This window comes from Mycobacterium sp., assembly GCF_035623875.1.
Classification (GTDB): domain Bacteria; phylum Actinomycetota; class Actinomycetes; order Mycobacteriales; family Mycobacteriaceae; genus Mycobacterium.
Window position 1 is genome coordinate 1 of sequence record NZ_DASPSP010000201.1, and the last position, 21,157, is coordinate 21,157.

The 21,157-nt window shown below is 64.8% G+C and carries 24 protein-coding genes and 2 pseudogenes; 11 read left to right on the forward strand and 15 right to left on the reverse strand.

Features of this window, described 5'->3' with window-relative positions:
* Both VEI45_RS17060 and VEI45_RS17065 read left to right on the forward strand, forming a co-directional pair.
* The coding region (locus VEI45_RS17060) for an aldehyde dehydrogenase family protein (protein ID WP_324855291.1) at nucleotides 1-1,250 on the forward strand (1,250 nt) is incomplete at its 5' end.
* Nucleotides 1,251-1,472: 222 nt separating this feature from the next.
* Nucleotides 1,473-1,730, forward strand: a complete 258-nt coding sequence (locus tag VEI45_RS17065) for a hypothetical protein (RefSeq protein ID WP_324855293.1) — start codon at nucleotides 1,473-1,475, stop codon at nucleotides 1,728-1,730.
* Here VEI45_RS17065 and VEI45_RS17070 read toward each other — a convergent pair.
* From VEI45_RS17070 to VEI45_RS17080, 3 genes are all read right to left on the reverse strand, one after another.
* Entirely contained in the window at nucleotides 1,702-3,285 is a 1,584-nt protein-coding gene (locus VEI45_RS17070) for an FAD-binding oxidoreductase (protein ID WP_324855295.1), read from the reverse strand. The genes VEI45_RS17065 and VEI45_RS17070 overlap by 29 nt on opposite strands.
* Before the next feature lie 10 nt (nucleotides 3,286-3,295).
* A complete protein-coding gene (locus VEI45_RS17075) occupies nucleotides 3,296-3,499 on the reverse strand; it encodes a hypothetical protein (protein ID WP_324855336.1) in 204 nt (67 codons plus the stop codon).
* A gap of 452 nt (nucleotides 3,500-3,951) precedes the next feature.
* The gene (locus VEI45_RS17080) at nucleotides 3,952-4,614 is read right to left on the reverse strand and encodes a PadR family transcriptional regulator (protein ID WP_324855297.1); all 663 of its coding nucleotides are present in this window, start codon (nucleotides 4,612-4,614) and stop codon (nucleotides 3,952-3,954) included.
* Between the two features lie 73 nt (nucleotides 4,615-4,687).
* Here VEI45_RS17080 and VEI45_RS17085 point away from each other — a divergent pair, with 73 nt between their 5' ends.
* Together VEI45_RS17085 and VEI45_RS17090 are read left to right on the forward strand one after the other, a co-directional pair.
* A complete protein-coding gene (locus VEI45_RS17085) occupies nucleotides 4,688-5,527 on the forward strand; it encodes a maleylpyruvate isomerase family mycothiol-dependent enzyme (RefSeq protein ID WP_324855299.1) in 840 nt (279 codons plus the stop codon).
* 88 nt (nucleotides 5,528-5,615) lie between these two features.
* Nucleotides 5,616-6,155, forward strand: coding sequence for an ester cyclase (locus tag VEI45_RS17090; protein WP_324855301.1), 540 nt, complete (start codon nucleotides 5,616-5,618; stop codon nucleotides 6,153-6,155).
* A 311-nt stretch (nucleotides 6,156-6,466) separates the two neighbouring features.
* Here VEI45_RS17090 and VEI45_RS17095 read toward each other — a convergent pair.
* Both VEI45_RS17095 and VEI45_RS17100 read right to left on the reverse strand, forming a co-directional pair.
* Nucleotides 6,467-6,691: pseudogene (locus VEI45_RS17095) on the reverse strand (hydrolase); the annotation flags it as partial.
* Nucleotides 6,673-7,130: pseudogene (locus tag VEI45_RS17100) on the reverse strand (site-specific integrase); the annotation flags it as partial. The pseudogenes VEI45_RS17100 and VEI45_RS17095, both read right to left, overlap by 19 nt.
* Nucleotides 7,131-7,196: 66 nt before the next feature.
* Here VEI45_RS17100 and VEI45_RS17105 point away from each other — a divergent pair.
* Both VEI45_RS17105 and VEI45_RS17110 read left to right on the forward strand, forming a co-directional pair.
* Nucleotides 7,197-8,018, forward strand: coding sequence for an enoyl-CoA hydratase/isomerase family protein (locus tag VEI45_RS17105; RefSeq protein ID WP_324855303.1), 822 nt, complete (start codon nucleotides 7,197-7,199; stop codon nucleotides 8,016-8,018).
* A gap of 57 nt (nucleotides 8,019-8,075) precedes the next feature.
* The gene (locus VEI45_RS17110; RefSeq protein ID WP_324855305.1) at nucleotides 8,076-8,252 is read left to right on the forward strand and encodes a hypothetical protein; all 177 of its coding nucleotides are present in this window, start codon (nucleotides 8,076-8,078) and stop codon (nucleotides 8,250-8,252) included.
* A 140-nt stretch (nucleotides 8,253-8,392) separates the two neighbouring features.
* Here the strand turns inward: VEI45_RS17110 and VEI45_RS17115 are convergent, their stop codons facing one another.
* The 4 genes from VEI45_RS17115 to VEI45_RS17130 all read right to left on the reverse strand — a co-directional run bounded on the left by VEI45_RS17115 (nucleotide 8,393) and on the right by VEI45_RS17130 (nucleotide 10,499).
* The gene (locus VEI45_RS17115; protein ID WP_324855307.1) at nucleotides 8,393-8,734 is read right to left on the reverse strand and encodes a DUF3846 domain-containing protein; all 342 of its coding nucleotides are present in this window, start codon (nucleotides 8,732-8,734) and stop codon (nucleotides 8,393-8,395) included.
* Between the two features lie 14 nt (nucleotides 8,735-8,748).
* The gene (locus VEI45_RS17120) at nucleotides 8,749-9,174 is read right to left on the reverse strand and encodes a DUF7144 family membrane protein (RefSeq protein WP_324855309.1); all 426 of its coding nucleotides are present in this window, start codon (nucleotides 9,172-9,174) and stop codon (nucleotides 8,749-8,751) included.
* 370 nt (nucleotides 9,175-9,544) lie between these two features.
* Nucleotides 9,545-9,745, reverse strand: a complete 201-nt coding sequence (locus VEI45_RS17125) for a hypothetical protein (protein WP_324855311.1) — start codon at nucleotides 9,743-9,745, stop codon at nucleotides 9,545-9,547.
* Between the two features lie 412 nt (nucleotides 9,746-10,157).
* Entirely contained in the window at nucleotides 10,158-10,499 is a 342-nt protein-coding gene (locus VEI45_RS17130; protein ID WP_324855313.1) for a hypothetical protein, read from the reverse strand.
* Nucleotides 10,500-10,693: 194 nt separating this feature from the next.
* On the opposite strand from VEI45_RS17130, the gene VEI45_RS17135 reads away from it, so the two are divergent.
* The gene (locus VEI45_RS17135) at nucleotides 10,694-10,825 is read left to right on the forward strand and encodes a hypothetical protein (RefSeq protein WP_324855315.1); all 132 of its coding nucleotides are present in this window, start codon (nucleotides 10,694-10,696) and stop codon (nucleotides 10,823-10,825) included.
* 118 nt (nucleotides 10,826-10,943) lie between these two features.
* On the opposite strand, the gene VEI45_RS17140 is transcribed toward VEI45_RS17135, so the two are convergent.
* Complete coding sequence (locus VEI45_RS17140) at nucleotides 10,944-11,306, reverse strand: hypothetical protein (RefSeq protein ID WP_324855317.1); 363 nt, start codon at nucleotides 11,304-11,306, stop codon at nucleotides 10,944-10,946.
* 279 nt (nucleotides 11,307-11,585) lie between these two features.
* Here VEI45_RS17140 and VEI45_RS17145 point away from each other — a divergent pair, with 279 nt between their 5' ends.
* Together VEI45_RS17145 and VEI45_RS17150 are read left to right on the forward strand one after the other, a co-directional pair.
* Nucleotides 11,586-11,753: a hypothetical protein gene (locus tag VEI45_RS17145; protein ID WP_324855319.1), complete on the forward strand. Its 168-nt coding sequence runs from the start codon at nucleotides 11,586-11,588 to the stop codon at nucleotides 11,751-11,753.
* A gap of 112 nt (nucleotides 11,754-11,865) precedes the next feature.
* A complete protein-coding gene (locus VEI45_RS17150) occupies nucleotides 11,866-12,048 on the forward strand; it encodes a hypothetical protein (protein ID WP_324855321.1) in 183 nt (60 codons plus the stop codon).
* Nucleotides 12,049-12,515: 467 nt separating this feature from the next.
* Here the strand turns inward: VEI45_RS17150 and VEI45_RS17155 are convergent, their stop codons facing one another.
* Genes VEI45_RS17155 through VEI45_RS17165 form a run of 3 tightly spaced genes read right to left on the reverse strand, consistent with a single transcriptional unit; the run spans nucleotide 12,516 to nucleotide 16,122 of the window.
* A complete protein-coding gene (locus VEI45_RS17155) occupies nucleotides 12,516-14,057 on the reverse strand; it encodes a bifunctional 3-(3-hydroxy-phenyl)propionate/3-hydroxycinnamic acid hydroxylase (RefSeq protein WP_324855323.1) in 1,542 nt (513 codons plus the stop codon).
* Nucleotides 14,054-14,992: a fumarylacetoacetate hydrolase family protein gene (locus tag VEI45_RS17160; protein WP_324855325.1), complete on the reverse strand. Its 939-nt coding sequence runs from the start codon at nucleotides 14,990-14,992 to the stop codon at nucleotides 14,054-14,056. Before VEI45_RS17160 ends, VEI45_RS17155 begins: the two co-directional genes overlap by 4 nt.
* Nucleotides 14,989-16,122: a VOC family protein gene (locus tag VEI45_RS17165; protein ID WP_324855327.1), complete on the reverse strand. Its 1,134-nt coding sequence runs from the start codon at nucleotides 16,120-16,122 to the stop codon at nucleotides 14,989-14,991. The genes VEI45_RS17160 and VEI45_RS17165 overlap by 4 nt, the downstream gene beginning before the upstream one ends.
* 107 nt (nucleotides 16,123-16,229) lie before the next feature.
* Between VEI45_RS17165 and VEI45_RS17170 the strand changes: the two genes are divergently transcribed.
* On the forward strand, nucleotides 16,230-16,892 hold the full coding sequence (locus VEI45_RS17170; RefSeq protein ID WP_324855328.1) for a TetR/AcrR family transcriptional regulator: 663 nt from the start codon (nucleotides 16,230-16,232) through the stop codon (nucleotides 16,890-16,892).
* 609 nt (nucleotides 16,893-17,501) lie between these two features.
* On the forward strand, nucleotides 17,502-19,157 hold the full coding sequence (locus tag VEI45_RS17175) for an FAD-dependent monooxygenase (protein WP_324855330.1): 1,656 nt from the start codon (nucleotides 17,502-17,504) through the stop codon (nucleotides 19,155-19,157).
* Nucleotides 19,158-19,249: 92 nt separating this feature from the next.
* Here VEI45_RS17175 and VEI45_RS17180 read toward each other — a convergent pair whose 3' ends face one another.
* Both VEI45_RS17180 and VEI45_RS17185 read right to left on the reverse strand, forming a co-directional pair.
* Nucleotides 19,250-20,140: an alpha/beta hydrolase gene (locus VEI45_RS17180; protein WP_324855332.1), complete on the reverse strand. Its 891-nt coding sequence runs from the start codon at nucleotides 20,138-20,140 to the stop codon at nucleotides 19,250-19,252.
* Nucleotides 20,141-20,681: 541 nt separating this feature from the next.
* Nucleotides 20,682-21,140, reverse strand: coding sequence for an SRPBCC family protein (locus tag VEI45_RS17185; RefSeq protein ID WP_324855334.1), 459 nt, complete (start codon nucleotides 21,138-21,140; stop codon nucleotides 20,682-20,684).
* Nucleotides 21,141-21,157 lie beyond the last annotated feature (17 nt).

The following is a 21,157-nucleotide window of genomic DNA, read 5'->3' on the forward strand; positions in this document are numbered from 1 at the left end:
CCGAACTCGGCTACGGCGCAGCGGCGTTCGGGTTCTGGGCCGACAAGGCGCCGCGCTACCTGGCCGACGAGCGGGTCCGCTCCTCATCGATCTTTGTCAAGGGCAAACGCTTGGTCGTACGGTATCGCCCGTTCGGGCTCGTCGGCGTCATCGGCCCGTGGAACTACCCGCTGACGAATTCGTTTGGTGACTGCATCCCGGCGCTCGCCGCGGGCAACAGCGTGATCCTCAAGCCGTCCGAGATCACGCCGCTGACATCCCTGCTTCTCGCCGAGGGTCTCACTGAGTGTGGGCTGCCCGAGGGCGTCTTCGCCGTGGCGACCGGGCGTGGCACCACCGGCGCGGCGGTGATCGATGAAGTCGACATGGTGATGTTCACCGGTTCGACCGCCACCGGCCGCAAGGTGGGTGTGCGCGCCGCCGAGCGGCTGATCCCGGCATCGCTGGAACTGGGCGGCAAGGATCCGATGATCGTGCTCGCCGACGCCAATGTCGAACGCGCCGCCAACCACGCGGCCTACTACTCGATGTTCAACTGCGGCCAGACATGCATCTCCATCGAGCGCTGCTACGTCGAGGCACCAATCTACGACGACTTCGTCAAGCGCGTCACCGCCAAGGTCAACGCCATCCGCCAGGGCGTGCCCACCGGACCCGGCACCGTCGACGTCGGATCGCTGACATTCCCGCCGCAAGTCGACACCGTGCAGCGCCACGTCGAAGACGCCCGGCAACACGGCGCAAGGGTGCTCACCGGCGGGCAACGGGGAAGAGACAAAGGGTACTGGTTCGAACCGACGGTGCTCGTCGACGTCAACCATGACATGGCGTGTATGCGGGAAGAGACCTTCGGCCCAACGCTGCCGATCATGAAGGTCGCCGACGTCGAGGAGGCGATCCGCCTGGCCAACGACTCGGAATACGGCTTGTCTGCGGCGGTGTTCTCGCGCGACGCCGCGCGCGCCGAAGCGGTGGCCCGCCGCGTCAACGCCGGCGCGGTCACCGTCAACGACGCCTTGGTGAATTACTTCGCGCTGGAACTGCCGATGGGCGGCGCCAAGCCCGGCTCAGGCGTGGGCTACCGACACGGCCCCGGCGGAATCCGCAAATACTGCCGCCAGCAGTCACTGCTCATCTCACGCGTCAACCCGCGGCGCGACCTGCACATGCATCCCTACAGTGCGCGCCGAACGCGGCTCCTGGGACGCCTGCTGGCAGTCCTGAACCGAGGGCGTCGTGGTGCTCCGTGAGGCCGCCACGGTTACCGTCAGACCCCGCCGCGAACCGCGACTCCAGACGCAAACCCGCGGGGTGTCGCCATCGGTCGGCTCGTCCACCACACATCACCCGTCAGCCACGCGGCAGGTGAAACCCAGTCAGGGCATCAGTATCCGTCCGCAAAAGCTAAACCGAGGACCCAGTCGCCGCTAAGGTGAAGCGCTGCCAGTGGCGCGCAAACTTATGCTCCGCGCATGCGCGACCTCGACACCGTCGACTCCGAGCTGCGATTGGTGGCGGCTCTTCGCGGTGCGGCTCGGGAGCGTGGTGGGCCGCTGCCATCGATAGCCGTGGCGAATGCGCGGCTGGATGAACGCCGCGAAGCTGTGGAGGGTTCGACCCGTCGGTGGGAGGCCGACGCGCAAGCGATGCGGGCGGAAGCTGCCGAACCTGGCCGAGCTACTGCGGGTATCGCACGGCTGATCAGGGGTCGAGTAGTACCCCGGGGTTGAGGATCCCGGCCGGGTCAAGTGCGGACTTCGCTGCGCGCAGCGCCGCCGCGAACGGGTCGGGGCGCTGCCGGTCGTACCAGGGGCGGTGGTCGCGGCCGACCGCGTGGTGGTGGGTGATGGTGCCGCCGCTGGCGGCGATCGCCTCGGACACGGCGCCCTTGATGTCGTCCCACTGCGCATCGAGGGAGCCCCAGCGCCCGCCGGCGTAGATGCTGTAGTACGGGGCCGGGCCGTCAGGGTAGACGTGGGTGAACCGGCAGGTCATCGCACCGGTCCCGCAGACCCGCTCGATCGCTGTCCGGGCGGCCTCGGTCACCGCGGCGTGCAGAGTGCCGAATGCGTCCCAGGTGCAGGCGGTCTCGAAGGTCTCGGCGATGACGGCGCGACGGGCAAGGGCGTCGCGCTGGTACGGCATGCGCAGGAACGCCGAGCGCCAGTTGGCTGAAGCGTCGGTTTCCGTTGTGCCGCTTTCGGCTTCGCGACTGCGCCGCGCGGTCACGGTGCCGCCGTGGTCGGCGGCGATCTGCACGGCCCGGTCGAGCCACGGGTCTATCGGGTGGTCGGCCGATTCGAAGGCCAGCACCAGCAGCCCGCCCCCCACCGCCGCGGCGGCGTTCAGGAACGCTTCGGCCGGGTCGAGCAGTCGGCAGTTCGCCGGGTAGAGCCCGGCTTGCGCGATGGTCCGCGACGCGGCGACCGCGGCGGCCCAGTCGTCGAACGCCACCGACGCGGTGACCTGCCACCGCGGGCGGTCCTGTAACCGCATCCACGCCTCCGTGATGATGCCGAGCGTGCCTTCCGAGCCGAGGAACAGCCGGTCCGGGGACGGGCCGGCACCGGAGCCGGGCAGTCGCCGCGACTCACTTACCCCAGCCGGCGTGACGATCCGGAGCGATTCGGTCAAGTCGTCGATGTGGGTATACAGCGTCGCGAAGTGCCCGCCGGCGCGGGTGGCCAACCAGCCGCCGAGGCTAGAAAACCCGAAGGACTGTGGGAAATGCCGCAGCGTCAGGTCGTGCGGGCGCAACTGGTCCTCGATCGCCGGACCGAGTGCCCCGGCCTGGATCCGCGCGGCCCGGCTGACTCGGTCGATCTCGAGCACCACAGCCATGGCGGTGATGTCCACCGTGACAACCGGCCCGTCGAACCGCGGCTCGACGCCGCCGACCACTGAGCTACCGCCGCCATACGGGATGACCGGGATTTTTTCGCGCGAACACCAGTCGAGCACGTCGACCACGTCCCGCTCGCTGCGCGGTCGCGCGATCAGGTCCGGGACACGGTCGAGGCGGCCCTGCAGGTTGCGCGCGACATCGCGAAACGCCTTGCCCCGCGCGTGGCCGGCCCGATCGGCCGGGTCGGTCGAGCACAGCGCGGCCAGCGACGTCGGCGGGGTAATCCGGGGCGTCGCTAACCCGAGAGCGTTCGGGTCCGGCGACGGGTGATCGGTCAGGTCATGCCCGGGTAGCAGCGCCGCCACCCGTGACACCAGATCGTGAGTCTCTTGCTCCGAGAGCGACTGCTCGACGGTGCCCCAACCCCACCACGAACGCATGCTGACGGCGTCAGCGCTTTAATACGATGGCGGCGCCTCCGGCGAGCAGCAGCACTATCGCCGCGAAGATGGCCCAGCCCGCGCCGGCGAGCCACCAGATAAGACCCAACGCTATGAGAGCCGGCGACAGCGCAAAGAACACTATCCCGGGGTTTTGCTTGATCACTGCGAGCGCACTCTTCGCTCGGATCGGATCGATTTCCTTGCCTGGCATGACATCAGAATGCCAGTTGACCACCACAAAGCAAGCTGCGATTACTCCTCTTCGTCTTCGCACAGGAGCTTCTCGGGGTGGTGGAACCTGTTGGTCCGGGGCTGGCCACGAACTGCTGAAGTACGTTCTAAAACTGCACACGGCTAGTGTCGACGTGCTCGCCGGCCGGCAGCGGTGGCATCACCTGGCAGGATCGCCACAGCGCAGTGAGGGCACTCAACAACCACCGCCAGCCTGCTCGAACACCTATGACCGCGCGCATGGGATGGCAAAGGTGGTCCCAATAGCCGAATTCAGCGTGACGCCGCCATAATCATCACCCTCCCGCCCAAGCGGCAGCACGCTGTCACCAAGGCCATATCAGAGGCGACACTGTACCGGTAACCCTCCATATTCGATCGCGCCGTATTTGGGCGTTTGAAGGTGAGGCCAGTGGAGCCTTGCGGCGTTGGTCAGCCACTTGGCTCGGTCGTGCGCGGGTGGGGTGTTGCTCGATCTTCGCGCTGGACTAGCTCGTCGAGGATCTCTTTGGTGCGAGGTGTCAAGCCGAGTCGATCAGTTCGCGGCCAGTTTTTGATTTCCTCCTCCGCGAAATCGACGAAATCCATGATGGTATGGAATAGGTCTGAGACAAACCGTGCACCGAGCGCAGAGATGTGCAGCCGATCTGGAAACGGAGCCTCACCTGCCTCATATTGGCGAAGGATTTCGTTGACGCTGTCGATGTGCTCCTGCGCCCAGCTACGTAAGGCCGCGCCGGCCCGGAGCACATCCTCGCGATCACCCTGGTCGGCGAACAAAAAGCGCAAACAGGGCTCGAGTTCGATCCGCGGCGGGCTGCTGGTTTCTCCTCCGAGCCATTCCCGAAGCGCCTGCCGGCCTTCGTCGGTGATTTCGTAACGGTTGCGCGAGCGGCCACCGTTTCGTTCCCGGACGGCTGAGGCCAAACCGCGTGCAACCAGACGGCGCGGCTCCTCGTAAAGCACGCTGTCTTCCTTTTGCCAGCAGAATCGCAGGCTCCGTCGCCCCTGCTGAGCTAGCTCGTAGCCGGTCCAGGACCGCAAGCTCAGGAGCCCTAAGACGGCGTACGACGTCGTGGACAAACCCTCTCTCACGCGAAACACTTTACTCCGGTACCGGAGTAAGCAATAATACTCCGATATCGGAGTATGGATCGGAGGGTCAGCCATGGTCAGCAAGAAGGCATGTGCGGCCAACGAGTCGAACCACCCCATGGCGGCGCCCGATAAGACCCGCGTCTTGGCGGAGTTACCAGCCGCGATGGAACAATTCTGCGGCTTGCTCCTGCATGGCGATGATCTCAACGTCCACGGCATCGGGTACTGGTCGGCGTCGGACGTCGCCGCGCATGTGGCGACGGTGTTGGAACTCAACGTCGGACTTGCATGCGGGACTGTCTTACCAGTGGCCACCATGGAAGCCATACCGGACTGGACCCAATCTGCGCTCGAAAAGGTGGAGGATCGAAGGCCCCAAGCGCTTGCTGACCGAATACAAGCCGCGGTCAATGAACTGACCGACGCGGCGAGCAGCCGGGGCGGTGATCCGCGAGTCGCATGGCACAACGGGCTATCAATTCCGATCTCCACCGTGCTCGCACTGATGGTGGGCGAAGCGACGATTCACGGGCGCGACATTGCACGCGCGCTCGGCCGCCGATGGCACATCCCGTCGGCATGGGCGGACACCACATTCCGGGGGATGGTCCAGGTGGTGCCGTTGTATTTTCTCCCCGAGAGGTCGGCGGGTTTGCATGCTCGGTTAGAAATGCGGCTGCGCGGTATTGAAACTCGTGCGCTATTTACCATTACGGACGACGAGCTGCAGATCTCAGAACCCGGCGGTGGTCGAGCCGACTGCTACATCTCAGGCGAGCCGACGGCACTTCTTCTCCTCCTGTACGGGCGCGCAGGACCAGTACGTCCTACTCTCACCGGACACCTGGTCGCATGGGGCCGAAAACCTTGGCTTGCTTTCCGCTTCTTACGCCTATTCCGCAACCCCTAAATTCTGCGGCCGAGACGCTCCAGATACCGCAAATTAGAGGGACTCTCATCGGACAGGTCAGGCTGAAGACTAGAGAAGGGAAGGCGCAATGACCGCAACAGTGGACGCGAGCCCGCGTCAATCACGCGAGGCAACGGTCCAGGCCCACGTGAACGCAGAAAAACATCGAGACCTGGAAGCCACGCTTGCGACGTTCAAGGTCGGCGTGGCGCGCCTGGAGTTGCCCGGGGGCGAAGTTGCCGATGGTTCCGATGAGGTGGCGGACGCCTATCGCGAATTGTTCACCGGCTTTCCCGACCTGAACGTTCCCAACCGTGAGCCCGACTCGCTTAGTCACCACGGCGATTTGGTCATCAGCGAGTTTCGTCTGCAGGGGACGCACCTAGGTCCGTTTCACGGACTCCCGCCGACCGGCCGACGAATCGACCTGCCGCTTGTGGCGATCTTCGAGTTCGATGGCCCTGACCTGCTTTGCGAACGTGTTTACTTCGACCGCCTCACTCTGTTGATCCAGCTCGGTGTCGCACGAGATCCCAACACGCGGGCTGGCAAGCTCACGACTCTACTCAGCCACCCCGTAACGCTCGCTCGCGCGACAATTCGGGCGCGTAGGCGGCGCAGCGAATAGACCCTTGGCGCAGTTTGTTCGGCGGTCGTGGTGGACGCTTTAACCTAAGCAGGGGCGGCGCGTGAGCACGACTTCCGGGTGTCCAGTCACAAAACCGAACGTCTTCGGTTTTCCACGCTTTCCCCGAAACCCGTTGCTGGACAGGGCTTACCAGCGCAAACACCCGGAAAGCGCTGCTGCCGGGAACTTTTCGCGGGGCAAAAATTCTTCGGAAAAAATCCAAGGGGGGGATGTACCCAGCGGGTGGGGAGTGTGCTTGCCCATCCGTTTCGCGCGGCCTACCCACCCCCCAGGTTCGCCGAAACCCAGCGCTACGGAGAAGCGACGGCGAAGAGACGCCATTCCCCGGGCACGCCCTTCAGTTGGTGCGTACCACGCTCGTCGAACTCAAGTCCTGACCCGATCACCAGGTCGCGCAGTGTGCGGGACACGAGCACATCGTTCGGCCCTGCCAGTGCGCTCACCCGTGCGCCGATGTGCACGCCGATCCCGCCGATGTCATCGCCGCGGACCTCGCACTCGCCGCGAGAACGGCCCCGGTGTGGCGCAGGTCGTGGAAGCGAAGATCGGGCCGCCGGCAGCCTCACGCGCGGTATAGAACCGCCGGTACAGGCTCGCCGGCGCCAGGTGCCCGCCGCCCTTCGCCGCAAACAGCAGCGCGTCCGGTCCTGCATCGACGCGGTCGATCAGGTGATCAGCCAGGGCTCCCAACAGGTGCGGCGGGATCGCCACGTCGCGGCTCCCGGCCTCCGATTTGGGTGTGGTGACTTGGAATTCGCCGCCGACGCGGACCACCGCGCGGCGCACCCTGATCACCCGCTCCTCAAGGTCGATGTCGCGGCGGCGCAGCTCGGTGAGCCCCCCGAAGCGCAGCGCGCACCACGACGCCAACAGGATCATCGGCTGATACGGCTCGGGCATCGCGGCGGTCAGCTTCGCCAGCTCGTCCCGGCTGGCGGGCCGGATCTTGTCCACCGGAATCCGTGGCGCACCTAGCGAGGATTCTTTCCATCTGCCACGCCATCATGAGAATCTTCGTTAATGGACCGATATGAGGCGTTGCGTGTTGATGTCGATGGCGGGGTCGCATTCGTGACGATCGATCATCCGCCGATTAATCTGCTTGACGCCACGATGATCGGGGATCTGGCGCGTCTCCCGGACGACCTGCTGGCCCAATCGGTGCGCGTCGCGGTCTTCCGCAGTGCTAATCCGGAGTTCTTTGTGGCTCATGCCGATTTGGAACTCATCCGTCAACTGCCCCGCGACGTAACGGAGCGGACTGACCAGTTGAGCCCGTTTCACCAACTTGTAGAGCGCTGGCGCACATTGCCGCTGGTGACCATCGTTCAGCTTGAGGGGCGGGCACGCGGCGGTGGAAGCGAGTTCGCGTTGTCGCTCGACCTTCGCTTTGCGGCCCGCGGGCGTACGGTCCTCGGGCAGCCAGAGGTTGCGCTCGGCCTTATCCCGGGCGGGGGTGGCACGCAACGGCTGGCCCGATTCATGGGCCGTGGCCGCGCGCTGGAAGTCGTGCTCGGCTGCTCCGACTTCGACGCCGACACCGCCGAACGGTACGGCTGGGTGAACCGGGCCTTACCGCCGGACGAGCTCACGCCCTTCGTAGAAAAGTTGGCGCGTCGCATCGCGTCCTTCCCACCCGACGCTGTGCGGCGGGCCAAGATCGCAGTTGACTCCGCGACGGGATCGATCAAAGCCGGCCTTCTCGAGGAGGCTTACCAGTTCGACCAGACGCTCACAGACCCCGAACTAGACGCACGGTTCGAAGCGGTCATGGCCGCCGGTGCGCAAACCAGGGACGGCGAGCTCAACCTCGACGCACTCATCGAACAATCGGCACCGTAGCGGCGTCCTATCGCGTCGCCGTGGCGCAGCGGCGCGGCGGCGTTCCGACATTTCAGTGTGGCCCAGCCCTATCTCATCGCGGCCCGGCGCTTAGTCGATGACGCGGTCTCGGTGGCGACGGGCTGGCACCTCGTGATGTCGCTCACCCCGCGCGCCCGGGTCGCGATCGCACGAGGTGAGCGAGAGCAGGCCGAACGCGACATTCACGGTGCACTGGCCTGTGCTCCCAGGTAACGCATCTAGATGTGGAATAACGCTTGTTTTGATCTGTTACTGGCGCGAAACAGCCCCTGATCTAGGGGTATTCGGGCCACGGGCTGCGAATGTCGACCCGCGCCAACCTATTTCGGTCGCCTACGGTGCGAGATTATTCGCTACGGTAGGAGCGCCATAGCTCCACCATCGCCTGCGGCACCGAGGCCGTCTGCGGGCCTGCCCGCCCGGCGACGATCACCGCCCCGCAATAGCACATCACGACCGGCCATCAAAGGGTTTGTGGCCCAACACAATTGGGTCGCCAACTCGTTGCCCGGCAGCCCCTCGATCTTGCCATTGTCGTTGCACCAGAAGCAGATTCGCAGATCCTGGCTGCTCACCTGCTCGATATATCCGCCGCCGATGCGCTGAAACGTGGGCAGCGTGTCCTCGATGTCATCGAGGCAGCCGGAGGTGCCGGGCTGGATGAGGATCGCCCGAATGGTCTTGGCGCTGGTCACACCCCATCACATGATCACTGCCCGCGGCGCGACCGCGACGTGTCCCATGTCGCGATGGCCCAGATGACCAGGACGTCAAGTGCGATCAGCACGATGGACCACACCGGGTAGTACGGCAGAAAAAGGAACATGGCCACGATTCCCAGGCAGGCAAAGATAATCGCCATAAGCCGTGCCCACGTTGTGCCCCAGAAAAGCCCAAAGGCCACCACGATCAACAGAATTCCCAGAACGATGTGTACCCATCCCCAACCAGTCGTGTTGAATTTGTACACGTAATCTGACTTGACGACCAGCAGCTGGTTGTTGGCCACCGCTGACACACCCGTTAGAAGAGTTAGTATCCCGCTAGTCAATAGCAGGGCGGCGGCTGCAAATGTTGCGCTGCCAGCTAACAACTGTCCAGTTGAACGATTCCGGTCTGGGGGATCGACGGTCATGAGCATCTCCTATCCACGGCTTCAATCATTCACGCGAGCCACAGTGCGTGTATGGAGATTTTACGAAACGGGTTATCAAGAGACATGTCGTCGATCTGCAATTGCTCGGCCTTGCGATTGATCTCGCCGGTGCTGCTGGCGCGTTCGAGCAGTGCGACGGTGCGGATGACAGGTCGATGAGGTGACTATCGACGATAGCTGCTGGTGAAGTAGTTGCTCGCTGGCCTGCCGAACGTGGCTCAGCGTGGCTCTGGGGGCCGGGAATCGGCGGCGCTGGTGTCGGCGCGGCACCACGCGCCGTGCCACGCACCGTGCACCAGCGCAAACGTCGCCACGCGGGTAATGCTAGGGGTCGATGACCCGTCCCAGGTCACCAGGCCACCTTGGTGGCGTCGGTCGGCTCCGCACCCGACTCCGATGGCCTGCCGGTGTCCTCGAGCGCGGCCGCGTACATCGGCGGGTCCGGTGTCACCACGACGACCGGGTTCCCGATCGCCGCGAACACCTCCGTCCTGGTGCCCACCACGGGCAGCGAATCGCTGTGGTTGTACGCGGTGGTATCGAGCGGCACGGCGACAGTTTCGACGTTGTATCCATCGTAGTAATGCTTCGGTGTGGTCGTGCTGGCCGAGGGCAGCGTCTCCCTTTCGGGCGCGCCGCACCGGAATCCCGCACACCGGAGGTTGTGTGGGATGGGTGGCGCGGTGTACTGGGCCGGGGCGCCGCGCCACCAACCAAGCTTCCCGCCGCTGCGCCGTTATGGGAATCGTCGCCCGGGACGCGGTGCGCGCGGGAACACCGGGGCGGGCGGGTTTTCTTCTTTCTTCCCCGCCCGCCCCGGCCCCGCCTCAAGCAGAGATGAGGGTGGCGGCTCGCCAATTGGTCGCCATTCTGAACACGGATGTCAAAGCGGGCGCAGCGGCGCGGGAAGCTGGCCGTTGTCAAGTCGATGACGACCAGCGGCAGTACACCGATTAGCGTTCTCAGCAGAACTCTAGGTTTACGCCCCACTGGCCGGATGCCCGGAACGGGGGACTGTCCTGCGCGGGGCCGACGCGTGGGTTCCACCACGTCACCTGGAACGGGCCGCCCAGAGCCGGGTTGGCGTCGTGGATACGCCCGCTGCCACTGCTGGCCGGGGTGAAGGTGTCCCAGCTGATCGACTGCAGATGCGGCGGCGTGGATGGTGTGCAGCCCCGTTGCACCTGGTTGTAGATGGCGGTGACGGCTTGCTCGGCTGCCGACTGGTCGCCGCTGTCGGCGTGCGCTGATGGGGCGAAGGTGATGGCCGCCAGCGCGGCCACCCCTGCGATTGCGATCTTCATCAGCACGTCACACCCCGAACGATCAGCGGAAATATTTATAACCGCGGCCGACAGCTGGTAAATCTACGACCGACATCTCGTAAATCTACGACCCCCGCGCGCTCACATTTACGTCCTTTGGACGACGGTCTTTGCTTCGCCAAGTCGCACAGTCGTTGGTAACCGGCTGTGACTACCCGTGCGAGGAGTAACTAATGGCTACGACGATTTGGACGTTGCTCTCTATCTTCGTCATCGCTCCCGTCGGTGCTCTTGCCATTGACAGGCCCCTCCACGGCAACTGGATCTGGCACATCGACCCTGAGAAGGCGATGGACTATGAGTGAGCATTCCGGCGTCACCGGCAAGACCCCGATGGCTGGAACCCGGAAGGATCGCGATGTTCGATGGTCTCCGCCCGCACGTCGGTAACCCTTAACGATCGGGTCCGCATGCGCATGCCTGTCACGGATAGTTGACGCAAAACTGCACGGCCGCTTTTAGCTCGTCGCCCTTGTATCCCTCGTACTGCATCGCCGCCTCGCAGGCTTTGTATTTCTGGCTGTTCGCTGACTCTAGCGACGCGGTGATGAGTACGTTGATCAGTAACACGATGCCTACGATGCCTACGGCAATTGCCAAGAAGCCGATCTTGTAACCCGTGCTTAGACCCTGCCAGTACCGCCGGAATGGGTTTTGCGATTGAGGTGCAGGCCCGTACGACTGCTGGAGACAAGTCACCGGCAGGGCCGCCCCGCACTCACCACAAAAATGATGGTGTTCGGGATTGTGGTGACCGTTGGGGCAGGTCACCGAAGCTGCTGTCATGTGCGCACTCACCTCCTCGCTTCAACCGTTGAGTGTGCGCAGTTTAGTGCGCGGTCGGGATGGCTCGGCGTGCTTTGCAGCACAGATGTTGCGGCCCAACGACGTTATACGTCAGCGGACCCTGGCCGGCCCATCGAGCAGACTGCACCCGTTAGCGAGAGCCGGCCCGTAAGTCACCGCTCCGCAGTCACAGCGCCACGTCAGATGCCGCCCGCATGAGCAGGGCAGAAAAGCATGCTTATCGCAAAGCTTGCCTGGCGCTTGAAGTAGACATAGCGCATGTCCAAACACGCTGCACTCGTGGCCTACGCGCTAACGATGGTCGTGCTCATCGTGGGCGTCGACGTCCTGCTATTCCGCCACCACTTCTGGCCGCGCCTCATGATCAACGTCGGGATCGTGCTGGTCTTCGGGGCGTTCTATCTGAGATTCATGCGCGGGGCGTAAGGGCGCCAACGACCATCCCCGCGGGTTCCTGAACGGTTCAGCCCGCGCGTTCGTGAACTGTTCAGGGGGCGACCGGCTACCCCGGGATGGCGATTGAACCGAGGTCCTACCCATGAAACTGACCGTGGAAGTCTGCAACGACGGCCTCTACACCTACCAGTGTGACGACCCGTTCCCCCCGGCGCTGGTGGCGATAGCGCTGCGGCAGATCGCCGACCGCATCGACACCCCCGGGGGATCACCGCCAGCACGCTCACCGGCTACGTCGATTGGGAGCAGGCGGAGTCGAAGCTGATTCCGAATTGTGAGCCTTCGATAAGGGTGTATCAGTCGAACATTCTTCGGTGGAATGTGGCACCGCGGCCCGGCGCTACGCCTCGACTGCCGCGTGCTCGCCGGTCCGGCCGCGCTGCGCTAGACGCGCGTCAGGGTTACGGTGATGCCCGTTAGGCTCCCGATCCAGAGGAGACGAGCAACAAGATCGTCTGGTGGCAATGCGCTCGCGGGGGCACGAATGGCAGGCTCGAATCGCCTTTCGCAGAGAATCGGGCGATGTAAGGAGTGCCGAGCGATCGAGAGACGCGGGAGGCGCTCAAGCGGTTAGCGGACGTGCGCTGGCCCGTCGAGCAGGCTGCACCCTTCGGCCAGCGCCGGGCCGTACACGGCAGCGCCACACTCGCAGCGCCAAGTCAGATGCCGGCCGCACGAACAGGCGACGCTCCCGACGAGCATGCGCCCCGGCCGTAGCGTGTGGCCGCGGGCCTACGCATCGCCGCCGGTCCAAGGCGGCGCGAAAACCGGCACCGAGTTGCAGACTTCAGCCACATCGCGGCCAGCGCACAGCACCGTCCGATCCGGCCGCACTACCGCGGCCCGAGCCCGGCCGGCCTGCAGCCAGAGCGCCAGTTCCATGCCGGGATGGGCCGAGACGACGACCGTGCCGCGGCGGCTCACCTCGTCCTGCTGGGACGGGTTGAGCGGAGCGGACGTGATGAGGACGAACCTGGGGCCGACGACCTCATCGAGCCGTTTGCCGTCGACCAGAACAGGATTCGGGCACAACTGGCCCGCCAATTGCCGTCGTCCGCGTGATTTCTGTACCAATGCACTGCTGTGCAATGCGGGCGTCGTGCTGTCGACGATCTTCTCCCTCACTCCCGGGATCAGATGCAGCCGCGGAACCACCACTCGGCGGACGAAGTTGCCCACCTCGCCGCCCGCGGTCATCGCCGTGCCCACTGCAAGCGCGAACCGAATCATGTACCGGACGTGCGGCATGCGCTCCTGTTCATACGTGTCAAGCACATTTTCCGGCAACCATCCGTTGACTACGCCGGCGAGCTTCCACGCGAGGTTCAGCGCGTCTCTCAGCCCCGCGCACAGGCCCTGGCCGATGAACGGTGGCGTCAGGTGGGCGGCGTCGCCAAGGATGAACATGTTGCCGTGGCGCCAGCGGTTCGCCACTTGCGCGCGGAACGTGTACTCGGTGACGCGCACGAGCTCCAGCTCGTCGAGCGCAGCGCTCTCTACCCACGGCCGGATCAACGGGTAGAGGGCCGCCATGGTGCTGTAGTCCTCGGCTGTCTCGTCCGGCAGGAGCCGGAACTCCCACCGGTAGCGGGTATTGCCGATCCGCATGTATGTGGCCGCTCGATGCGGATCGCAGACCTGGTGGACACCCTCCCACTGATTCAGCTCCGCGGCCGTTGCCACATCGACCACGAGCCAACGCTGTTGGAATTTCAAGTCCTCCATGCCGGCGCCGACCGCGGCACGAACCAGGCTGTTGGCGCCATCGCAGCCGAGCAAATAGCTCGTCTCCACCCGGTGCTCCTCGCCGCTGACCCGATCGGTAAACGTGACCCGCGCTCTGCCGGCGCCGATCTGAACGGATTCGGTCACCTCAGCATTGCCCCGAAGAGCGACCTGTGGATAATGCTTCAGGTTCGCCCGCAGCAGCGCTTCAAGCTCCGGCTGGTCAAACATGTTCGCCTGCGGGTAGCCGTTGGCGCTTTCGGCGCACTCCCGATCAAACTCCGCCATCGCCCGCATGTTGCGATCCCGCAGCTGCAGACCGCGCGCCGGGCGGGAGATCGTCGCGAACTCATCAGCAATGCCCAGTCCGGCCAGTAGCCGGTAGATCTCGTCGTCAAGATGAACGGCACGCGGCTGCGGGTAGACGTCCTCCCAGCGGTCGAGGACGAGGCAGTCGACGCCGTACTGCGCTAGCTTCGTTGCCGCGGTGATCCCGGTCGGCCCAGCGCCAACGATAACCACCGGGACGAAGCCGGGATTGTCGTTCATGCGTACCGGACCCGATTGCGCTGTGTGCCAAGATCAATCTTGCCGTCGTCGGTGGTGACGCTGGCCTTGACGACATCACCGTTGTGCAGGTACTTGGTGTTCTTGGCCTGTCCGGCGAAGAACAACTTCCACTTGACGTCGTCCGGCAATAGGCCCACGAGTTTCTGCACCGGCTTCGGCGGCGCAGAGAGGGCCGTCCCGACAGGCGTGCCGGTCATCACCAGGTCGCCGACGGACAGCTGCTGGAAGCGGGCGAGCCCAGCAAGCGCCTGGACCGGCTGATAGATCATGTCGCCGTCGACCGTGCTGTCTTGGCGCAGTTCGCCGTTGACCCGCAGTTGCAGGCGCAGTTCGCCGAAGCGACCCAGCTCGTCGGCATCGACAAGTACCAGAGCCGGGCCTACCGGCGTGAAGGTCGGATACGACTTGGATTCGTAGAACTGGGTTTTCGTCAGTTGCACGTCGCGCGCCGATACATCGTTGGTCACTACAAGACCGCAGACATAGTCAGCAAGGTTGTCAGCGGTGATCGTCGTGCCCACGGGCATGTCGCGGCCGATCACGAGACCGACCTCCACCTCGTAGTCGAGCAGGCGGACATGCTCCGGCTTGACGATCTCGTCTGCGGGGCCGGTGATCGACCCTGATGCCTTGCGGAAAAACGTGAGCGGCACCGTCTCCGGGTTTCCGCCCGTGTCCTCGACATGGGACGCGAAGTTCGTCATCTGCGCGACGACGCGGCACGGCGAGGTCACCGGCGAGACCAGGTCCAGACTGGCCACCGCCACGGTCTCGGTGCTCGCGGCCGCTCGCTCGATCGCCGGCCGTTCGGCCAGCAGGTGCGCCGTCGTCGTCGCCGCCGTGTCGACCTTGGCCACGGCCTCAGCCGTGCCCGCCCACCAGGCGTCGGAGGTGCGATAGATGGAAATGCTCATGACCGTGCCACTTTCATTAGTCCGCGTAGGCGGGTGATGTCGAATTCGTTGTCGCCGCGGATCGCGGTCAGCATCGACCGCAGTTCGCGAAGTGCTTCCTTGCCGGGAGCTATCCCGAGGAAATCCCTGGTCGCCGGCGGGCCCCACTGGGCAAGGCCTGACGCCGTAAACGGCGCCCAGCCGGGCTCGAGCGTGTTGTCGAACATGTCCCCATCGGCGAAGTGCTCGACCAAGAACCCGTCGGGGTCGCGCCAGTAGTCGAAGATCTGGCTGCCCTGGATGTGTCTGCCGATCCCCCACGACCGCTTGTATCCCAACTCGCGCAAGCATTCACCGCCAGCGGCTATCGCGTCCAGGTCGCACACCTGATAGGCGGAGTGCACATAGCGATTCGACGGGCCCAGCACCATCGCGAGCGTGTGATGGTCGGCCGGGGTGGACCCGCGGTCGCAGCGGATGAAGCTCATCGCCGGACCGCGGTCACGTTGCCCCGGGTAGTACAGGAAGTCGCTGACGATCAGGCCGAAGTGGTCGAGATACCAGTTGAGCGCCTTCATGTACGTGGTGCTCTGCAGCACGACATGCCCCAACCTCTGGACGCGGGCCGGCTGACGCGGCGGCCGTTGGGTGGCGTTGGCGCGGCGCAGCTCGTGCCCGAAGTTGAAGATGTGCGGCTGTTGGGTGGGCAGCTCGGCCAACTCATGCATGCCGGCGACGACGCGGACCGGCATCCCGCTTGGATCGATCAGGTCTACCGCGACGCCGCCGATGGCCTCTGGCAGCGTGCGGATCTTCCTCCCGGTCGCGGTCGCGAGCCGCTCGACGTCGGCCGTGTCCTGTGCAGCGAACGCTGGGCCCACGAAGCGCGAGCGCGTTCCGCGGCGGAGGATCACGCACGGCGAGCCGGCGTCCGTTCCGCGAACGTGCAACTCATCGGCGGTGTGCAGCACCGGGGTGAAGCCGAACGCCCGCGCGAAGGCTTCCGCGCGGACGAGGTCTGGTTTCTCGAATTCCAGCCAGGCCAAATCACGAATCTTGATCAGCGGGTTGCGGGAGCGCCCGGGGTGCTCGCCGCGCAGGGCGCCCTGCTCGCTGTGCAGGTCTTTGTGAGCGTCGACGTGGGCTGTCACGGTGATCTCCTTAAATTGACTGACGATATCGTCACTTACGAGTGGCCCGTCAGTCAAGGGTTTTGACGAAATCCTCAAGATTGATGGTTTCTGCTAGCATCGGGGCCATGACCCACCTGAACGGCGCGGCGGAGAACCGGCTCGAGCGGCGCAAAGCGCGCACACGCGCGGCCCTTATCAGCGCCGCCCAGACGTTTATCGCTGCGGGCAAGTTCAACGTGCCCGTACTTGAGATCACCCAGGCCGCCGACGTCGGCATGGGCTCGTTCTACAACCACTTCGAGAGCAAGGAGCAGCTATTTCAGGCCGCGGTCAACGACGTACTCGACGAACTCGGCACGATACTCGACAAGCTCACCGCCGAAGGCGAGGACCCGGCGGAGACATTCGCCCGAAGTTTCCGGCTGGCCGGGCGGCTGTTCAGACGGCGCCCGGAGATGTCACGGGTGCTTCTCAACACCGGTTTGACGATGATCTCCGCCGACCGCGGACTGGCTCCGCGGGCTCTGCGTGACATCCGTCTCGCTGCGCTTGCTGGCCGGTTCACCGTGGACGATCCTGTGCTGGCGTTGTCGCTGGCAGGCGGCGCACTGATGGGGCTCGGCCAGCTCCTGCATGACCAGCCTGAACGCCACGATGCCGAGGCGGCCGATCGCGCCACCCGAGGCGTGCTGATCATGTTCGGCCTGCCCGCCGACGAGGCCGCGGAAATCTGCCGACGGCCGCTACCTGACCTCGACGAGCTGACCGAGCCCGACTCCGCGGCGTGATCCGCATCGACACGTCTGGCGACAGCCGGCCGCGCGTGGGACGAAGATCGATTTGCGTCTGCTGGCGGATTTATCCGAACGGGGCGTTTCCGGGCCAAAACCATTAGCCACGACGAAACGCGTTGCTATTCAACACGATTCGCCGTTGTGTAGCAACGCACAACCATTTCAAAACTACGAAAGTGCAGGTCAAGAATGAAATATCGACCAACAGAGTGCGTCAAGTGCGGGGGTGAGCTGCAGTCGCCGGGTCCCCGTGGTGGGCGCCCGTCACGGTTCTGTTGCGACGGCTGCAAGATATCCGCTGAGTCCGAAATGAGGCGGCTCAATGTCCACCTGCGCGCGTTTGAGGAGGGCCGCTGTGTCGAGCTGTTGAACACCGTCAACCGCCCGCCACTTAGCCTCAGGCACCACAAGCCACAACTCCCTAAAGGAACTCCGGGATAACGGACTTAAAAATGGCAGCACGCGGCTGGTGGTCCGTGCCTACAATCTGCCCGATTAACAGCGGGAGTGGTCCGCGATGAGGCACTGGCTGCGCCGCGTGTGTCGCCTAACCGGCGGCGATGCGCTCCTTGTCTTGGTGGGCCGGCGAGAGGAGGAAGGGTGATGTCGCCCAAGCCGGTGATCATTGTCGGGGGTGGCCCTGTCGGGCTGGCTGCCGCGCTAGAGCTCGCCAGGTTCAGCATTCCCACCGTCCTACTCGAACAACATGATTCGACGTCGTGGCATCCCAAGACTCGCAACTTCAACACACGCACGATGGAGATCGCCCGCGGCTGGGGGAGGGTGGTGTATCAGCGTCTGCGCGGTATCGATTCCCCGCCGGGCTGGAAGAGCCCGATCAGGTTCTTCGACAGTGTCGTGGGCAGGCAGTTGGGTCAGATTGAGTCGCGGGGGTTCGAGGGTCCCGGACCTCAGATCAGTCCGGCGCTGCCGGTGATGTCGTCGCAGGACTTGATCGAATCCATCCTGCGCGACGCGGCTGATGCGGCGGACATCAGCGTCACCGGGGTGGTGTCGGGCTGGCGCGACGATGACACAGAAGCCGCTGTGCGGGTACAGGTGAACGCGACCGGGGAGTCCTACACCCTACCCGGGGAGGCGCTTGTCGCGGCCGACGGTGTGGACAGCCTGGTGCGCCGCGAACTCGGCATCGGCCTGAAAGGCGAACAAGGCATCCATCACTTCGTCAACTGCTACTTCTATTCCGGCATCGAGACCTACGTCGGCAACCGCAAAGGCGTCCTATTTTTTGTCGCGAATCCCGAAGCCGCTGGAGTGCTGCAACCGCTGGATGCACACGGCCGCTGGCTGTGCCAGATCGCGGTCCAGCCCCAACAGTGGAGTCGTGAGCAGTGGGACACTAAATGCGTCCAGCGGTGGGTTCGCGGCGCGGTCGGTGTGGGTGATCTTGATGTCGAGGTCAAAAGCGTCGGCTTGTGGCAGATGAACGTCACGGTGGCCGAACGTCTGGTTCAGGGCCGCGTCGTGTTGTGTGGAGACGCCGCGCACCAGTTTCCGCCCACCGGCGGTCTGGGAGTGAACACGGGACTGCAGGGTATGCACAACGCGATGTGGAAGTTGGCGCTGTGTGTCCGCGGCGCCGGCGGCTGGCCGCTGTTACAGACCTACGACGCCGAGCGTCGGGTCCCGGCAATCCGCACCGCCAGCCAGTCTTTGGAAAATCACCGCAATGTGTTGCGCGTGATCGCGGGAGCCTATAACCCAGCGGGCGCTGACATGGGCACTGACGAGATCATCCGGGAGTCGCGACGCTACGGCAATCACCTCGGCGTTGAATTCGGCACCGTTTACCGCTCGGCAGCTGTCATCAGCGATGGCACCGAGCCTCCGGCCGTTGCCGACAGTTACTCGGACTACGCGCCAAGCGCCACGCCGGGCTGCCGGGCACCGCATGTGTGGCTGGGTAACGGCACCGACCCGGTGTCGACGCTGGACCTGTTCGGCGCCGGTTTGACCGTGCTCACTGGACCAGGCGGTGACGTCTGGCGAACGGCGGCTGCCGACGCCTCCCGGGTTCTGCACGTGCCGATCGGCTGCTACACGATCGGTGCCCCAGGTTTGGCCGATCACGGCAACGCATTTTTCGATGAGTACCAGATCAAACAAGACGGCGCCGTGCTGGTGCGTCCCGACGGTTACGTCGCCTGGCGCAGCGCCACTGCACACGCCAACGGCGCACCCCTCATCCACGCCGTGGCACATATCCTTAACTCCGAGGCAGCTGTCGCCGCGGTTTGAAAGAGGAGTTGCCGCAAAGTCCGTCGCCGCCGCAGAGTGTCCGCAAGCCGTTCCTAAATCCGCTGTAGGTCATCGCCATAAACTGGGCGCAGCTACGGCTTCAGCGTGCGCACGAGGAACTCGGTCTGATCGGCGACCGCTCGCTCCCAGTCCTCACCCACGTAGATGTCGAAGTGGCCGATCGGGTAGCGCTTGATCTCGTTTCGCGGCCCGCGCGCGGCCAGCTTGGCCGTGTGCTCTGCGGGCGCGAGCGAGTCCTGGTCGGTGATGCAGAATAGCGCCGGGCAGGGGAGCTTCGCTGCCTTCAGACCAGGACGGTACATCGGCACCCGCAGCATGATCCGGGCGGCGACGCGGTTGTCCCATTGCGCGTCGACCGACTGCTCGGCGATCGTGGTCATGCCGGACAGCGAATCGTCCGTGGTCATTAAGCCGAGGCTGCCGGGCGGTGCTGCGGCGGGGATGTAATACGGCGCGCCGCGACGCAGCGCGGTGACCTGATCGCGCAGCCCGGCGACAGTGGCCTGCATGATCGTCTTCAGCCCGAGCGCGGGGAGGGTCGCGAGGCCATCGGTGAACGGGCACTGCGAGACGATCGCGGCGACCCGCCCGTCGGCCGCCCCGACGGCGAGCACGTGGCCGCCGGAGAACGAGCTGCCGAACAGGCCGACGCGCTCCGGATCGACCCAGTCGAGGTCGCGCGCGTACGCCAGCGCGCGGCGGAAGTCAGCGTGCTGGCGGGAGATGTCGACCAGCTGGCGGGGCTCGCTGCCGCTGGCGCCGAAGTGGCGGTAATCGAACAGGAGCACCCCGATCCCGGCCGCGCAGAACCGCTCGGCGTAGGCGGGGAGGCGCAGCTCCTTGGTCGCGCTGAAGCCGTGCGCCATCACCATCAGCGGCCGCGGTCCCTCGAAGCCCTCGGGCCGGTACAGCCAGCCAGCGCACCAGTCGTCGCCGGAGTGGAAGGTGATATCGGTGCGCATCGGGTTCTCCTCGGGGCCCATCCAATACGTGAGTGTGAATTCGCGCGTTCACGCGGGCATAGAGCGTTTCGGCCTCGTTGGGCGGAGTCAGAAGTCCCAAGGGGGATGGGGCCCTCAAAGTCGATGGCGGCGATGAGCAGCGAGAGAGGGAATCGCCGAATACCCCCCCGATCTGCTCGGAGGGTGCCAATCCCGAGCAAACGCAGGCCCTCCCCGTGTGGCGTAAGGGGATTCGCTTTGCGGGGCGGTCCGCTGGCACCGGCTGGCACCGGACCACCCCGGACCACCCCACGCCGAGGGTCGGCCATCCGCCGTAGGGCCTTTAGGACCCCCTGGGGCGACATCCCGACAACCTTCCCGATCCTGCCGGTAGCTGTATCCCCGGCGCTTCAGCCTGACGATCAGCTCGTCGCGCTGGGGTGCGGTCAGGCCGGTCGCGTCGCAGTAGCCCACCGGCTGTCAGCTCGCTGGCGGTTTCCGGACGGACTGACGATCACCCACTGGAGTGATCACCGATGACACCGGTCGGGTTGGTTACATGTCAACCCGCCTCGACCAGATCTTTGATGCGATTGAGCGTGATGGTCATGTCACGGATGTTGTTGCGCTGACGCAGCCAGCCGCCGCCCAACCAGTAATACACCGTGGTGAACACAGAAGGGGTGAGGCGAAATGACTCGGTGACGTCGGTGCCGTCACCGGCGGGCGTCAATCGGTAGTGCCAATTGTTCGCCGGTCGGTCCCCGAGGAGAGCCGCAAAGCCGAACTCGCGGCCCGGTTCGCACGCCGTCACTTTGCACGTCGTCCAATAAACGGGCCCGATGCCGTTTCGCCGGACGTGACCGCGGAATCGGGCACCGAGCGCCGGACCTGTCGCACCGTCGAGCCACTCCGCCTCGAAAGTTTCCGGGGAGAACCGTCCGGTGTTGCGGACATCTGCGATCAGCTCCCAGATCTTGTCCGCGGGCGCCGCCATATGAACTGTCGAAGAACCTTCCATGGCCTGACCTTACTAAT

Excerpts from the sequence above, each read along its gene's own strand:
- VEI45_RS17065 (WP_324855293.1), top strand. The coding sequence starts at position 1,473 with ATGCGCGACCTCGACACCGTCGACTCCGAGCTGCGATTGGTGGCGGCT.
- VEI45_RS17175 (WP_324855330.1), top strand. The coding sequence starts at position 17,502 with ATGTCGCCCAAGCCGGTGATCATTGTCGGGGGTGGCCCTGTCGGGCTG.
- VEI45_RS17130 (WP_324855313.1), bottom strand. The coding sequence starts at position 10,499 with ATGAAGATCGCAATCGCAGGGGTGGCCGCGCTGGCGGCCATCACCTTC.
- VEI45_RS17120 (WP_324855309.1), bottom strand. The coding sequence starts at position 9,174 with ATGACCGTCGATCCCCCAGACCGGAATCGTTCAACTGGACAGTTGTTA.
- VEI45_RS17105 (WP_324855303.1), top strand. The coding sequence starts at position 7,197 with ATGGACCGATATGAGGCGTTGCGTGTTGATGTCGATGGCGGGGTCGCA.
- VEI45_RS17085 (WP_324855299.1), top strand. The coding sequence starts at position 4,688 with ATGGTCAGCAAGAAGGCATGTGCGGCCAACGAGTCGAACCACCCCATG.
- VEI45_RS17180 (WP_324855332.1), bottom strand. The coding sequence starts at position 20,140 with ATGCGCACCGATATCACCTTCCACTCCGGCGACGACTGGTGCGCTGGC.
- VEI45_RS17185 (WP_324855334.1), bottom strand. The coding sequence starts at position 21,140 with ATGGAAGGTTCTTCGACAGTTCATATGGCGGCGCCCGCGGACAAGATC.
- VEI45_RS17140 (WP_324855317.1), bottom strand. The coding sequence starts at position 11,306 with ATGACAGCAGCTTCGGTGACCTGCCCCAACGGTCACCACAATCCCGAA.
- VEI45_RS17135 (WP_324855315.1), top strand. The coding sequence starts at position 10,694 with ATGGCTACGACGATTTGGACGTTGCTCTCTATCTTCGTCATCGCTCCC.
- VEI45_RS17075 (WP_324855336.1), bottom strand. The coding sequence starts at position 3,499 with ATGCCAGGCAAGGAAATCGATCCGATCCGAGCGAAGAGTGCGCTCGCA.
- VEI45_RS17070 (WP_324855295.1), bottom strand. The coding sequence starts at position 3,285 with ATGCGTTCGTGGTGGGGTTGGGGCACCGTCGAGCAGTCGCTCTCGGAG.
- VEI45_RS17160 (WP_324855325.1), bottom strand. The coding sequence starts at position 14,992 with ATGAGCATTTCCATCTATCGCACCTCCGACGCCTGGTGGGCGGGCACG.
- VEI45_RS17145 (WP_324855319.1), top strand. The coding sequence starts at position 11,586 with ATGTCCAAACACGCTGCACTCGTGGCCTACGCGCTAACGATGGTCGTG.
- VEI45_RS17150 (WP_324855321.1), top strand. The coding sequence starts at position 11,866 with ATGAAACTGACCGTGGAAGTCTGCAACGACGGCCTCTACACCTACCAG.
- VEI45_RS17090 (WP_324855301.1), top strand. The coding sequence starts at position 5,616 with ATGACCGCAACAGTGGACGCGAGCCCGCGTCAATCACGCGAGGCAACG.
- VEI45_RS17170 (WP_324855328.1), top strand. The coding sequence starts at position 16,230 with ATGACCCACCTGAACGGCGCGGCGGAGAACCGGCTCGAGCGGCGCAAA.
- VEI45_RS17155 (WP_324855323.1), bottom strand. The coding sequence starts at position 14,057 with ATGAACGACAATCCCGGCTTCGTCCCGGTGGTTATCGTTGGCGCTGGG.